The organism is Salinicola sp. DM10, from assembly GCF_017306975.2.
Lineage (GTDB): Bacteria > Pseudomonadota > Gammaproteobacteria > Pseudomonadales > Halomonadaceae > Salinicola.
In genome coordinates this window covers 1,815,019-1,829,215 of record NZ_JAFLEN020000001.1, presented here as the reverse complement: position 1 = coordinate 1,829,215, position 14,197 = coordinate 1,815,019, and the positions used below count along the sequence as shown (strand labels likewise).

General features: G+C 66.8%; 11 protein-coding genes. 5 read left to right on the top strand and 6 right to left on the bottom strand.

What is annotated here, in order from left to right; all coding sequences use genetic code 11:
* Positions 1 to 63: 63 nt before the first annotated feature.
* The 4 genes from J0A90_RS08120 to J0A90_RS08105 form a co-directional block, all read right to left on the bottom strand.
* Entirely contained in the window at positions 64 to 888 is an 825-nt protein-coding gene (locus J0A90_RS08120; protein WP_207033380.1) for an amino acid ABC transporter ATP-binding protein, read from the bottom strand.
* Positions 881 to 1,546 carry an amino acid ABC transporter permease gene (locus J0A90_RS08115; protein WP_207033377.1) on the bottom strand — a complete coding sequence of 222 codons (666 nt, stop codon included), beginning with the start codon at positions 1,544 to 1,546 and terminating at the stop codon, positions 881 to 883. The genes J0A90_RS08120 and J0A90_RS08115 overlap by 8 nt, the downstream gene beginning before the upstream one ends.
* A gap of 20 nt (positions 1,547 to 1,566) precedes the next feature.
* The gene (locus tag J0A90_RS08110; RefSeq protein ID WP_207033375.1) at positions 1,567 to 2,208 is read right to left on the bottom strand and encodes an amino acid ABC transporter permease; all 642 of its coding nucleotides are present in this window, start codon (positions 2,206 to 2,208) and stop codon (positions 1,567 to 1,569) included.
* A 100-nt stretch (positions 2,209 to 2,308) separates the two neighbouring features.
* A complete protein-coding gene (locus J0A90_RS08105) occupies positions 2,309 to 3,217 on the bottom strand; it encodes a transporter substrate-binding domain-containing protein (protein ID WP_233076602.1) in 909 nt (302 codons plus the stop codon).
* Between the two features lie 360 nt (positions 3,218 to 3,577).
* On the opposite strand from J0A90_RS08105, the gene J0A90_RS08100 reads away from it, so the two are divergent.
* Positions 3,578 to 5,038, top strand: coding sequence for a PLP-dependent aminotransferase family protein (locus J0A90_RS08100; RefSeq protein WP_233076601.1), 1,461 nt, complete (start codon positions 3,578 to 3,580; stop codon positions 5,036 to 5,038).
* A 31-nt stretch (positions 5,039 to 5,069) separates the two neighbouring features.
* Here the strand turns inward: J0A90_RS08100 and J0A90_RS08095 are convergent, their stop codons facing one another.
* Complete coding sequence (locus J0A90_RS08095; protein WP_207033373.1) at positions 5,070 to 6,434, bottom strand: aspartate aminotransferase family protein; 1,365 nt, start codon at positions 6,432 to 6,434, stop codon at positions 5,070 to 5,072.
* A 326-nt stretch (positions 6,435 to 6,760) separates the two neighbouring features.
* Here J0A90_RS08095 and J0A90_RS08090 point away from each other — a divergent pair, with 326 nt between their 5' ends.
* The gene (locus J0A90_RS08090) at positions 6,761 to 7,531 is read left to right on the top strand and encodes a sulfite exporter TauE/SafE family protein (protein ID WP_207033371.1); all 771 of its coding nucleotides are present in this window, start codon (positions 6,761 to 6,763) and stop codon (positions 7,529 to 7,531) included.
* Positions 7,532 to 7,582: 51 nt separating this feature from the next.
* On the top strand, positions 7,583 to 8,341 hold the full coding sequence (locus J0A90_RS08085; RefSeq protein ID WP_207033369.1) for an SDR family NAD(P)-dependent oxidoreductase: 759 nt from the start codon (positions 7,583 to 7,585) through the stop codon (positions 8,339 to 8,341).
* Positions 8,342 to 8,432: 91 nt separating this feature from the next.
* Here the strand turns inward: J0A90_RS08085 and J0A90_RS08080 are convergent, their stop codons facing one another.
* Complete coding sequence (locus tag J0A90_RS08080; RefSeq protein ID WP_370635755.1) at positions 8,433 to 11,003, bottom strand: membrane-bound PQQ-dependent dehydrogenase, glucose/quinate/shikimate family; 2,571 nt, start codon at positions 11,001 to 11,003, stop codon at positions 8,433 to 8,435.
* A gap of 401 nt (positions 11,004 to 11,404) precedes the next feature.
* On the opposite strand from J0A90_RS08080, the gene J0A90_RS08075 reads away from it, so the two are divergent.
* Both J0A90_RS08075 and J0A90_RS08070 read left to right on the top strand, forming a co-directional pair.
* A complete protein-coding gene (locus J0A90_RS08075) occupies positions 11,405 to 12,697 on the top strand; it encodes a hypothetical protein (RefSeq protein ID WP_233076599.1) in 1,293 nt (430 codons plus the stop codon).
* 310 nt (positions 12,698 to 13,007) lie between these two features.
* Positions 13,008 to 14,135, top strand: coding sequence for a branched-chain amino acid ABC transporter substrate-binding protein (locus J0A90_RS08070; RefSeq protein WP_207033367.1), 1,128 nt, complete (start codon positions 13,008 to 13,010; stop codon positions 14,133 to 14,135).
* Positions 14,136 to 14,197: the final 62 nt, after the last annotated feature.

Below are 14,197 nucleotides of genomic sequence, written 5' to 3'. Positions count from 1 at the left end.
GCGCCTCCTCGGCAGTCACACTGGCTGCCATTGTTGGCACGTCCAGGGGTGGCTGTCGAGCGGTCACTGGTGGTGTTCGAGAAAGCGCTGAACGCGCTCGGTACGCGGTCGGGTGAAGAAGGTTTCGGGGTCGGCCTGTTCGATGATCAGCCCCTTTTCGAGAAACACCACCTGATCGGAGACGGCGCGGGAGAAGGCCATCTCATGGGTCACAATGACCATGGTGTAGCCTTCGGCCGAGAGCGCCTTGATCACCCCCAGCACCTCGCCCACCAGCTCCGGGTCGAGCGCCGAGGTGGGCTCGTCGAACAGCATCACCTCCGGCTGCATGGCCAGCGCACGGGCGATCGCCACGCGCTGCTTCTGACCCCCGGAGAGGGTGTTGGGGTAGGCGTCCTGCTTGTGCGACATGCCGACCTTGTCGAGCAGTTCCCGGGCTCGCGCCTGGGCTTCCTGGCGCGACTGGCCGAGCACGTGGATCGGGGCCTCGGTGACGTTGTGCAGCACGTTGAGGTGCGGCCACAGGTTGAAGCTCTGGAAGACCATGCCGGTTCTGGCACGCACGCGCGCCAGCGCCTTCACCGACATGGCTCGCCCGTCGGCGTTGATGCCGATACGCTCGCCGGCGATGTGGATGGTGCCGCGCTCCGGCTGTTCCAGCCAGTTGATGCAGCGCAGAAGCGTCGACTTGCCCGAGCCGGAGGAGCCCAGGATGGTGACGACGTCGCCCTGTTTGACCTCCAGATTGACATCGCGCAGCACCTCGACGTCGTCGAAGCTCTTGGACAGGTTGCGGATCGAGACCGCGGCTGTACTCGCGAGAGGATCACGCGCCGCTGGCGACTCGGGCGTCGCCTGACGTCCGGCCGTGGCGTGAAGATCAGACATTGTCGAACCCCCGTCTGCTACCGAAGCGCCCACACTGTTTGACGATCACTTCCATCACGATGCTGACCGCCCAGTAAAAGCCGATCACCACGATGAAGGCTTCGGTGGGAATGAAGTAGGTACCGGAGAGGCTGTTGGCCGCGGCCGTCAGCTCCTGCACGGTGATGATGACCAGAAAGGCCGTGTCCTTGAGCGCGTAGATCAGCTGATTGCCCAGCAAGGGGCGGGTCTGCATGACGATCTGCGGCAGGATCAGACGCAGGAACATCTGGCTGCGGGTGAAGCCGTGGGCCTGCGCCGCCTCGATCTGACCGGGCGGGAAGGTCAGCCGGCTGCCGCGGAAGATCTCGGCGATATAACAGCCGTGGTAGACCGCCAGGGCACCGACCCCCGACCACCAGGCGTCGAGCCGGATACCGAAGCTGGGCAGGCCGTAGTAGAGCAGGTAGGCCAGGATCAGAAACGGCAGCATGCGCATGCCGTCGATGAACACCCGCAGTGGTACCGCCAGCCGCGGGCGACTGCCTTCGAGCAGATAGAGCAGGACGCAGCCGATCACGAAGGCGGCGCTGATCGCGCAGCCGAAGATCGTCATGGTGCTGAGAAAGCCGGACCAGAACTGATCCCGCGCCTGCCACAGAATTTGCCAGTTACTCATGACCTTCTCCTCGCGATGCCCTAGACGGCGAGCCGGTTGGCGCGGCGCTCGGCGATGCGCTGGGCCCACACCAGGCCGCCGATGATCGCCATGTAGAGCACGCAGGCGACCAGAATCGGCGGCAGCGGCTCATAGGTGACCGCGGAGATGCGGTTGGTGACACGGGTCAGGTCGACGATCCCGATCACCGCGATCGCCGGGCTGCCCTTGATCAGGAACGACATCTCGTTGATCAGCCCGGGCAGACTGGTGATCACCATCTGCGGCAGCATGATGCGGCGGAAGGTGATCCAGGGTGTCATGCCCGTGGCCATCGCTGCCTCGCGCTGCTCGCGCGAGAAGTTGCGAAAGGCGCTGCTCCAGATCTCGGCGTTGAAGGCGGTGGTGTTGAGGGTGAGGGCCAGAATCCCCGCCACGTTGCGGTCCAGCTGAATGCCGAAGGTCGGGGCGCTGAGGAAGATGAACAGCGCCAGGGTGACCAGGGGCGTGGCACGGGCCAGGCTGATGTAGAGCACCAGCAGCTGGTCGATGAGCGGAACCTTGGCGAGTCGGATCAGCGCCAGGATCAGCCCGGCGGTGACCCCCATGGCGATGGACACGCCTGAGATCCAGAGCGTGGTCCAGGCGCCCTCCAGCAGCATGTGCCAGGCACTGGCGTTCATGATGAGCTCTCCACAGGGTGGTCGCTGTCAGCGCACCGCGGGCAGGCCACGGCGCGCTCGGGTCGACGAGAGGGGTTCGCGGCGCCGCCGCGGTGACCTGCTACTGGCTGCTGGCCTGCAGTTCGTGGAACTGCTCGACGCTGGTCAGCGGCACCGTGGGCAGATCGGGGAAGCTCTCGCCGAACCACTTCTTCTGCAGCGCCGCCAGCTGGCCGCTCTCGCGCAGGTGGTCAAGAAAGCCATTCATGTAGGCCAGAAGCTCTGGGCTCGACTTGGGGATCGGCCAGGAGACATAGCCCGGGCCGGAGACTGCCGGCCCCTTGGCGAAGACGTTCGGCTTGGAGGCCACCAGGGTGTTGACCGGTACCGCCGAGTCGATCACGAAGTCGAGCCGGCCGTTGGCCAGGTCGGCGAAGGCTTCCGGGTAGGATTCGTACTGCACCACCTTGCCCAGTTCACCGCCGCTCTCCTTGAGCATCTTCTCGAGCTCGGGCAGGCGCGACAGCAGCACGCTGCCGGCCTGGACGCCCAGCGTCTTGCCGCTCAGGTCGGCCACGCTCTTGATGCTGTCGTCGCCGGCACGGGTGATCGCGAAGTGCTGGGCGGAAGCGTAGGGCGCGGTGTAGTTGAACACGCGCAGGCGCTCGTCGGAGACCGAGGCGCCGGTCAGTGCCATGTCGTACTGGCCGGTGGAGACCGCCGCCAGCAGGCCGGTCCACGGCAGGATGTCCTGCTTGACGTCGAAGTCGGCATACTCGCGCAGCGCCACCAGCACGTCGGCATTGAAGCCGACCGGCTGGCCGTTCTCGATGTAGTTGAACGGGGCGTAGTTGTCCTCGGTCGCCACGCTCATGCTGCCGCGGCTCTCGATCTCGGGTAGATCGGCCGCCATGGCCCAGGGTGGCGTGGCCATGGCGAGGGCCAGCAGGGCACCGCCCACCAGGGTGGCCAGGCGTGCGCCGTAACGGTGCGGGGTCGGTGTGGTGGAACGGGTCGGGAAGCGCATCATGAAGAACCCTCTCGAGGTGTTGTTATGGCGTGACGTCTTGATCGCGTGACGCCGCTATCGAGTGATGTCGTTGTCGCGTTTGTTGTTATTGCGTCGTTGTTATTGCTTCGCTGCCATGGGTCGTTGTCATGGATCGCCCCGCCGGGGCGGCCGTCGGCGACGGCGCGACCCGTGCGGCGGTGGTTTCACCCTAAAGAACTCGCCGCTCCGTCTCGTAGAGCCAGTTGGCCGGCAGTGGCTGGCCAGATGCGAAGCCTGACGAAGGTAAAGCAAGGCGCATGCCACCCGCGCTGGCGCTGGTGTGATTCTTGCAATGACCTGCTGGTAGGACGACGTCACGGCTGGCCAGCGAGGTGCACCATGCTCGATCACTACTTTGCGCTCGATTTCGACGCCCCGCGGGGGCTGCAGGAGCAGCTGCGCGAGGCGCTGCTCGACGCCATCCATACCGGTACCATTCCCGCTGCGGAGGCGCTCCCTTCCTGCCGCCGGCTGTCGAGTCAGCTGGGCATCTCGCGCAATACCGTGGCGCTGGTCTACGAAGGGCTGGTGGAGGATGGCTACCTGGTCAGCCGGCCGCGCAGCGGCTACTACCTGCACGCCACCTATCACGCGGCGGCGGGCGAGCCAGCGAGTCAGCCGTGTGCAGCGCAGCAGCAGGATGCACCAGAATGGGACGCGCGCTTCACCCATCGCCCCAGTCATTTCCAGGGCGTGCTACGCCCCAGCAACTGGATGCACTACGCGTATCCGTTCGTCTACGGCCAGCTCGACACCCGGCTGTTTCCGCTGGAGCAGTGGCGCGAGGCCTCGCGCCGGCTGCTCGGCGGGCAGCGCGAGCGCCACTGGCTGAGCGACCGCTACGATCAGGACGACCCGATGCTGATCGAGCAGCTGCGCACCCGGGTGCTGCCCAAGCGTGGCATCCACGCCCGCAGCGACGAGATCCTGATCACGCTGGGGTCGCAGAATGCGCTCTTTTTGATCGCCCAGCTGCTGTTCGATGCGCGTACCCGGGTCGCGGTCGAGAACCCCGGCTACCGCGAGGCGGCCAATGTCTTTCTGCGTCAGGGGGCAAAGCTCAGTTATCAGGCGCTGGACGACGAGGGCATGTGCCTGGATGCGGCGGCGGCCGAGTGCGACTACCTCTATGTCACGCCGAGCCACCAGGGACCCACCGGGGTGACCATGAGCCGGGCGCGGCGCGAGGCGCTGATCGAGCAGATCCAGCGCCGTGATCAGATCGTGCTGGAGGATGATTACGACGCCGAGGTGAACTTCGATCACCACGCGCTGCCAGCGCTGAAGGCGAGCCGGGCGGGGGCTCGGGTCATCTACATGAGCAGCCTCTCCAAGCCGCTCTCGCCCGGGCTGCGGCTGGGCTATCTGGTCGCCGATGCCGAGTTGATCGAGGAGCTGCGCGCGCTGCGCCGGCTGATGTACCGGCACCCGCCCTCGAGCCTGCAGCAGCAGCTGGCGCAGTTTCTGTCCCAGGGCCACTACGACCGCTATCTGCGCGTCTTCGCCGAGGAGATGTACCGCCGCTGGGAGGCCCTCGATGCCTGTCTCCAGCGCGACCTGCCGAGCTGCCGGCGGATGGGGGGCGACCACGCCAGCGTCTTCTGGCTGCAGGCGCCGGCCGAGGTCGACACCCAGCGCCTGGCATGGCGGGCGGCCCAGCACGGGGTGCTGATCGAGCCCGGCTTCCAGCACTTCTTCGACCGGGTGCCGCCGCGCCACTTCCTGCGGCTGGGCTTCGGCGCCATCGATGTGGCGCGTATCGGCCCGGGAGTCGAGCGGCTGGCCCGGGCCATGGGATGACGCCGGCGGGGGCGTTCGCCCCAGCCGTGGTTCAGCTGGCGGCGCCCAGCACCTCGTCGAGAATCGCCAGCCCCTGTGCCACCTCGGCCTCGTTGACGATACACGGCGGGGTCACGTGGATGCGGTTCTCGACCACGAACGGCAGTAGCCCCTTGTCGATCAGGGCGCGTTTGATCCTGGCCATCTCGGCCCCCGGCAGCGGCGCGCGCGAGGTGCGATCGCTGACCAGCTCCAGGGCGTGAAACACGCCGACACCACGCGTCTCGCCGATGATGGCGTGATCTCTGGCGAGCTGCGCCAGGCCCGTGGCGAGCGTGCCGTTGCCGACCCGATCGGCGTTATCGACGATCCCCTCCTCGGCCATCGTGTCCAGCGTGGCGACGATCGCCGCCATGGCCAGCGGATGGCCGGAATAGGTCAGGCCGCCGTAGAACATCTGGTCGTCGAAGTGACGGCAGATCGGCGCCGAGACGATCACGCCGCCGGCCGGCACATAGCCTGAGTTGACGCCCTTGGCGAATACGATCAGATCGGGGCGGACATCGAAGTGCTCGAAGGCGAACCAGCGCCCGGTACGGCCGAAACCCGCCATCACTTCGTCGAAGATCAGCAGGATGCCGTAGTGATCGGCCAGCCGGCGCACGCCCTCCAGATAGCCCTGGGGTGGAATCAGCACACCGGCAGTGCCGGGTACGGACTCGAGCAGAATGGCGGCGATCGCCCCCGGTCCTTCGCACTCGATCACCCGCTGCAGATGCTGCAGGGCGCGCTCGCACTCCTGCTGCTCGTCGCCGGCCCAGAAGTCGCTGCGATAGAGGTAGGGGTTGAAGAAGTGGGCATGGCCACGGGCGAACTCGTTGGGAATGCGCCGCGAATCGCCGGTCGCGGCAATGGCTGCACCGGTATTGCCATGATAGGAGCGGTAGGCGGAAAGGATCTTGTCACGGCCGGTGTAAGCCCGCGCCATGCGGATGGCGTTCTCGTTGGCATCGGCGCCGGCGTTGGTGAAGAAGACCTTCTCGAAGCCCTGGGGCGCCCGAGCCAGGATGCGCTTGGCCGCTTCGCCGCGGGCCAGATTGGCATGCGCCGGCGCCACGGTGGCGAGCGCGCCGGCCTGGGCCTGGATGGCGGCGATCACCTTGGGATGCTGGTGGCCGATGTTGGTGTTGACCAGCTGGCTACTGAAATCGAGATACTCCCTGCCAGCGTAGTCCCACACCCGGCAACCGCTGCCGCCGGCGATCACCAGCGGGTCGAGCGTGGCCTGGGCGGACCAGGAGTGGAACACGTGCCGACGGTCGAGCTGGCGCACATAGTCATTGTCGATTGCGTCGTGGTTGATCGCATCGCTGCTGATGGCGTCGTCGCCGAGGGTGGCGGTCGAGGCTTGGGTCATGGTCTGCATCCTGTGTCGCCCGGCGCCATCGGCACCGGTGGGAAAAGGCGGAGTGCGCCTCGGGCGCTCCGCTTGCGCCCAGACGCGTCTGGCTCAGGTTCAGACTAAGCGGCGCCGCAGAATCGTCTTAGAGCCAGAACCTCGTCACGCTCGTGACAGCCGGTGTCATGTCCCGAGGAGTCGCCGCAACTGGCTCTACGCTCGTGCCGCCCGCGGCGCTTAAGGTGCTCGCCTATGACAGCCCGGTTTTCACAGCCCGGCTGTCACGATGAGGAGAGGGCGACGATGGTGACGTTGATGCGGACTGGGCCGGGGAGTGTGCAGCGGTGAACGTCGCGGCGGTGATGCCGGCGCTGCCGTCGCTGGGTGGGGTAGTGGCACTGGCGTGTCTGGCAGGTGCGGTGCGCGGCTACTGCGGCTTCGGCTTCGCCATGCTGCTGGCGCTCGGGCTGATGCTCGTGCTGCCACCGCTCGAAGCCGTGCCGCTGGCCCTGCTGCTCGACCTGATCGCCAGCGCGGGGCTGTGGCGGCGCGCCTGGCGCCTGGCCGACCGTCCCCGGCTGAGCCGTCTGATCGGCGGCATGGCGCTGGCGACACCGCTCGGCGTATGGCTGATGGCGAGCATTCCGCCCACGCCGCTGCGGATCGTCGTCGCACTGTTGGCCCTGGTCGGGGCGCTGGCGCTGCTGTTGGGGCGCACGGCGGTGCCCAGTGCGGCACGCGAGCTGCGCGCTGGCACTGCCTGGCTGGCCGGGGCGGCCTCGGGGCTGTGCCAGACGCTCGCCTCGTCGGGTGGCCCGCCGCTGATGCTCTATCTGCTGCAGCAGCGGCTGCCGCCGGCGGTGCTGCGCGCCACGGCGATCCTATTCTTTGCGCTCAGCAGCAGCGCCGCTCTGAGTGGCCTGTGGCTGGCCGGTGCACTGCATGCCCAGACGCTGACACGCGGCGCCTGGCTGCTGATGCCGGCACTGCTCGGCAACGCGCTGGGGCAGTGGGCCTTCGAGCGCTCGCCGCCGCGCTCGATGCGCTGGAGCGTGGCGCCGCTGCTGATCGCGCTCTCGCTGTGGGTGCTGGCGCGGGAGACCCTGATGCGCTGAGCGCACCGCGATAGACACGCAACCACCGACAATCAAGCCGAGGAGACAAGCATGCAAGACGTCGTTTTCATTACCGGTGCCACCTCCGGGTTCGGCCGCGCCGCCGCCCGCCGCTTCGCCGAGGCCGGCTGGGCACTGGTCCTCGCCGGGCGCCGCCAGGCGCGGCTCGAGGCGCTGGCCCAGGAGCTGTCGAGCCGGGTCGAGGTGCACACGCTGGTGCTCGACGTGCGCGATGACCAGGCCGTACGTCAGGCGATCGAGGCGCTGCCGGAGCCGTTCGAGCGGGTGCGAGCGCTGATCAACAACGCCGGCCTGGCGCTGGCGCCGGAGCCGGCCCAGCGGGTCAAGCTCGCGGATTGGCACACCATGATCGACACCAACATCACCGGCCTGATCAACGTGACCCATGCGCTGCTGCCGACGCTGATCGAGACCGGGGCAGGGGCGAGTATCGTCAACGTCGGCTCCATCGCCGGACAGTGGCCCTATCCGGGGAGTCACGTCTACGGGGCGTCGAAAGCCTTCGTGCAGCAGTTCAGCTACAACCTGCGCTGCGATCTCCAGGGTAGCGGCGTGCGCGTCACCGACCTGGCCCCGGGCCTGGCCGAGACCGAGTTCACCCTGGTGCGCACCGGTGGCGACCAGGCCGCATCGGATGCGCTCTACCGCGGCACCACTGCGCTCAGCGCGGAGGATATCGCCGAGCAGATGTTCTATCTGGCCACGTTGCCGGCGCATATCAACATCAACCGGCTGGAGGTGATGCCGACGCGGCAGGCGTGGTCGGCGTTCGCCGTCGACCGCGATTGAACCGACACGGCGCCCTGGCGTCTCGCTGAAACGCATCGCCCCGGCCAGTTGGCCGGGGCGATGCGGTCTCGCGGTGAGCGTAGCGCGCCGCTCAGGTGTCGCTCTGCTTGGGCAGGGCGTAGGCGATCACGTAGTCGCCGGTGGGGGTCTGCATGAAGTGGTGGCCGGTGGCGACGATCACCAGATACTGGCGGCCATCGGCTTCGTAGACCATCGGGTTGGCTTGGCCGCCGGCGGGCAGGGGAGCCTGCCACACGGTCTCGCCGCTCTCGATGTCGATGGCGCGAATTAGATCGTCGGTCGCCGCGGCGATGAAGATCAAGCCGCCGGCGGTCACCACTGAGCCGCCGTTGTTGGGCGTGCCGATATCGATCGGCAGGCCCGAGCGAATGCCCCAGGGGCCGTTGGCGCGGGCGGTGCCCAGCGGGCGGTCCCAGAGCGTCTTGCCGCTGGAGAGTTCGATGGCGCGGATATGGCCATACGGCGGCTGCTTGCACAAAAGCCCGGTGTAGGGCACCCGCCAGCCGGCGTTGACGTTGATCGCGTAGGGGGTGTTGGCCTGCGGATCTCCCGCGCCCTCGGCGCCGCCGCGGTCGGATTTTTGCTCCTCGCGCGGGACCCAGCCCAGCTCGTTGGCGACGTCACGCGGCACCAGCTCGTTGTAGTTGGGCATGTCGTTGTAGTTGGCGATGATCACCCCGCGCTGAGGGTCGACCGCCACGCTGCCCCAGTCGGAGCCGCCGTTGTAGCCGGTGTACTCGACCCACGGCTGCTCGGCGGTGGGCGGCGTGTACATGCCCTCCCAACTGGCCTGCTGGTACTGGATACGACAGAAGAGCTGGTCGAACGGCGACATGCCCCACATGTCTTTTTCGGTGATGTCGGGCTGACGCAGGGTGGCGTAAAGCGAGAACGGCTGGGTCTTGCTGCGCTGCTCCGGCTCGGCGCCACCCTGGGGCACCGGGCGCTCCTCGGCGCCGCCACCGAGCAGTTCGCCGGTCTCGCGATTGAACACGTAGATCTCGCCCTGCTTGGTGGGCATGATCAGCGCCGGCACTTCGCCGTTGTCGGTGGGGAAGTCGATCAGCGTCGGCTGCGAGCCGGGGTCGTAGTCCCACACGTCCTTGTGCGCGGTCTGGAAGTGCCACTTGGGCAGGCCTGTCTCGACGTCGAGCGCGACCATCGAGCTGGCCCAGGCGTTCTCTTCCGGGGTGCGCGAGCTGCTCCAGTAGTCGGCGGCGCTGTTGGCCATGGGCAGGTAGACCAGCCCCAGCTTGCTGTCGCCGGCGGCGGTGGTCCACATGTTGGGCGAGCCGCGCACGTAGGTTTCGTCGCCGCTCAGCGGTTCGCTGCGGTCGGGGCGGCCGGCATCCCACGCCCACTGCAGTTCGCCGGTCACGGCGTCGAAGCCCTTGATCACGCCGGAGGGCGGATAGCGGCGCTGGCCGTCGAGCACCTGATGCCCGGTGACGATGACATCGCGCACTACCACCGGGGCGGAGTTGATCGAGACATAGCCCGGCGGGGTCTCGCCCATGTTGCGCTTGATATCGACCTGGCCGTTGTCGCCGAAATCGGTGCACGGCTTGCCGGTGGCGGCGTCGACTTCGATGATGCGCCCATCCAGGGTGCCGGAGATGATCCGGGTGCGGCAGGCGATGGCATCGCTGTCGGCGACCGCGTTTTCTTTGTCTTGATCGCCGCCGTTCTGATCGCCCTCGTTGTGATGCTCTTCGCGCTTGGCGTCACCTTCCTGGGCGCCACTGGCCGCCTCCTGAGTATCGGCGCTGGCGCTGTCCGCCGCGGGCAGGCGATCCGCCGGCACTTCGTAGTAGGTCACGCCGCGGCAGGCGGCGGTGTAGGGGATGGCATCCTCGGAGACCACCGGGTTGTAGCGCCAGTTCTCTTCGCCGGTGGCGGCATCGAGGGAGATCAGGATATTGCGCGAGGTACACAGGAAGACATCATCGCCCACCTTGAGCGGGGTGGTCTCGGCGCCCCAGCGGTGATCCAGCACGTCGCCGGTGCGGTACTGCCAGGCGACCTGGAGCTGGCCGACGTTGTCCGGGGTGATCTGCTCCAGCGGCGAGTAGCGGGTCGCCGCCGAATCGCGGCCGTAGGCGGTCCAGTCGCCCGGAGCGGGCACGTCCGCCGGCTGGGCGTTGCCGACATCGGTGGCCAGCGAACCGTCGGCGACCGCCGGTACCGTCGCCAGGTGCTGATAGCCGCGCCCGGGCACAAACGCCAGCGCGCCGGCGACGATCAGCCCCAGGCAGAGCACACCGGCCAGCGCGAAGCCGACCCGCGGGCGCGGGCCGCCGCGCAGTGCGGGCGCGACCAGGGCGACCAGGATCGCCAGGATCAGGATCAGGTCGAAGCGCGGGATCCAGCGCCAGTAGTCGAGCCCCGACTCCCACGCGGCCCACAGGAAAGAGCCGATGAAGACCAGCGCGTAGAGCCAGGCGCCCGAGAGCCGGCCGCGCCATAGCTGAATGCCCGCGAGCAGCATCCCCATGCCCGCGATCAGGTAGTACCAGGAGCCCCCTAGCAGTGCCAGATAGAGCCCGCCGCCGCCCAGGGCGAGCCCGGCGAGCGCGACGATGAGACCTACGATGCAGGCGAACAACCTGCTCGCACCGCGAGACGAGGTGGATTTGGCCACGTTTTTCTCCCTTGAAAGAGCGCCTTGAATGAACGCGTTGAATGAGTGCGCTGGCTGTCCGCCATCCATTGACCGTTGCGCGGCGGCGGCTCTGAATGGGGCGGCCCGCTTTCTGTGGCGCGCCGGCCCGTCTGACACAAGCGTAGTCAGCCCGAAGCGGGATGACGAATGCCGCTGCTTGCGGCGTGCGCTCATGGGCGCCGATGCCACGTGTGTCGAATGCGTAACGGATTCGTTACGGTAAACCGTCGAAACCGTCTACTTTGTATGAAGCGTCATACTCCATATGAGCCGCCTAACTCGTATATAGGCTCGGATAAAGGGCGCGTATGTCGCGTGTGCGACACGGTTTTTCGGCGGCCCGGCAGAGGCCGCATCGACAACGACAAGGGAATGACAACGTGATCAAGACCTACAAGACGATCGGCCTCACCGTGGGCCTGATGGCCTGCGCGCCTATGGCATTCGCGCAGAGCTCGCAGGATAGCGACACCATCCAGCGGCGCCTCGATGCGCTCCAGCAGCAGGTGCAGGAGCTCAAGCGCGAACTCGCCGCGCAGAAGGCGAGTCAGCAGCGCGAGAATACCCAGACGCGCCAGCTGGCGGAGAAGAACAGCTCGCTGCTGGACAACGTCGGCACGCCACAATTCAGCGGCGCGATCGAGCTGGGCTACACCTTCAACGACTGGAGCGAGTCGAGCAAGGACACCGTCGGTGACATGGATTTCGGCAAGTTCATCCTCGGCATGGACGGTGGCGAAGGCCCGCTCTCCTACTCGTTCCAGTACCGCTTCTACGACGGCTATCGCTTCCTGCATCACGCCTGGGCGGGCTACGCCTTCAGCGATGCCGATACGGTCAAGCTCGGCCTGGTGCAGACCCCGTTCGGCAACATGGATTACGGCTACCTCGGCTGGTACGGCAACCTGCCTTATCTAGCGGGTTTCAACGACAACCAGAACGCCGGCATCAAGTGGGACCACAGCCAGGGCGCCTGGGATACGTCATTGGCGTTCTTCAAGAGCGATCAGCTCGGCGACGGCAACGAGCACTACGGTGCCAACGCGATCGGTGACAGCGCCCAGGGCAACAGCGAAGAGAATCAGCTGGCCGCGCGCGCCGCCTATACCTTCGGCAAGGGCTCGGACTACACCACCGAGGTCAACCTCTCGGCCAAGGGGGGGCAGCTCTATAACCACAACACCCACGAGAGCGGCGACAACTGGGCCGTGGCGCTGGGCATGAACGGCAACTACGGCAACTGGACCACCCTGCTGCAGGCGACCAGCTACCAGTACAACGCCAAGAACCCCGACGAGACCGTATCGGGTATCTCGGACAACGCGCTGCAGATCGGGGCCTTCGGCTTCAACTATCTGATCCCGGCAGAGGGGCAGATGTACTCGGCGAGCCTGGCCTACAGCATGGACGTAGACTGGGGCGTGGTGGAGAACCTCTACTTCTACAACGACTTCAGCTATATCGCCGCCTCGGGCGACTACTCAGCGGTCAACGGCGGCTTCGGCGACATGGACGACCCCATGCTCAACGACCTGGGGGTGAAGGTCACCGCCGGGCGCTACTACGCCTGGTTCGATATCGTCACCAACAAGAACGGGCTGAACTACTTCGGCTCGCCGGTGGACGATGGCTGGCACACCAGCGTGCAGAGCCACTTCGGCCTGACCTACTGAGGCGATTGGAGGTCGCGCTGCCATGCCCCGTCGAGTGCGCTCGGCGGGGCATGTACGTTTCTGGGTTCAGGTCTCGTGCCACTCCCTGGCCACGCCACAGGGGCGGCATGTCTGACGAGTAGACCAAGGCCATTTGCCAGTATTAGAAATGTATATTTTATACAAGAGGTGTGCTATCAGTGCGTAACACGCCGTGTCAGGAGGGGGGAAGGGGGCAATCTTGTCCATCCCGTCGCTCAACGCAGGCGGTCTCCTGATCAGCGTCGTACCAACAACCATAAAGCGCAAAGCGAAGGGAGTAGTGGCAATCATGAACCTGAGAACGATCCTCAAGCTCATCGCCTCCACGGCGGCCCTCCATCTGGCGGCGAGCGGCCCGGCTCTGGCCCAGGACGGACCGATCACCATCGGGGTCCAGGCGCCCACCACCGGCTCCGAAGCGACCTACGGCAAGGACATACTCAATGCCATCGGCCTGGCCGCCGACGAGATCAACGCCAAGGGCGGCCTGCTCGGCGGACGCCAGATCACCCTGGTCAGCGGCGATACCGCCTGTGACCCGCAGCAGTCGGTCAACGCTGCCAGCCGTCTGGCTTCCCAGGAGGTGGTCGGCGTGGTCGGCGGCTACTGCTCCGGTGCCACCCAGCCGACGTTGAAGATCTACGGTGACGCCAATATTCCGTTCGTGATCGTCGCCGCCAACTCGACCCAGCTGATCCCCGCCAACCCCGGCAACGCCTTCATGATCAATTCGACCGGGGCCGACCAGGCCAAGACCGCGGTCGACTTCTTCGCCGGCAAGGGCATCGACAAGCTGGCGATCGTCAATCAGGGCGATGCCTACTCCCAGGATCTGGCCAACCTGACCCGCGACGCCTGGACCGCGGCCGGCCATGAGGTGTCGGCCTTCGAGTACGTCAACAAGGGCGAGCAGGACTTCTCGGCGCTGGTCAACAAGATCCGCGGCTCCGGCGCCCAGGCGGTGTTCTGGACCGCCTACTACGCCGACGGCGGTCTGCTGATCCGGCAGCTGCGCCAGCGCGGCTTCCAGGGCACCATCGCGGTGGGCGACGGCTCCAACTCGCCCAAGCTGTTCGATATCGCCGGGCAGGCCGCCGAAGGCGTCTACGCCTTCTCCAACCCCACCGCCGACTTCCTGCCGGCCGCCAAGCAGTTCATCAGTGACTATCAGGCCAAGTTCGATACCGCCCCCGGCCCCTACGCACCGCTGGCCTATGACGGTATGCAGCTGATGGCCTGGGCCATCGACAAGGCTGGCTCCACCGACGCCGATGCCATCATCAAAGCGCTGGGCAGCGCCGACGGCAAGGAGTGGCTGGCCGGCCCGATCAGCTTCACCCCGCAGCACACCCTGGCACGCAGCAACTTCGTGGTGCTCGAGGGGCAGGGCGGCAAGTGGACCCGCTACCAGCCCTGATCCACGGCCGGCCGTAGGGCCCGCCCGCCGCCTGCGTGCAGAGTGCGCGGCGGGCGGCGCCG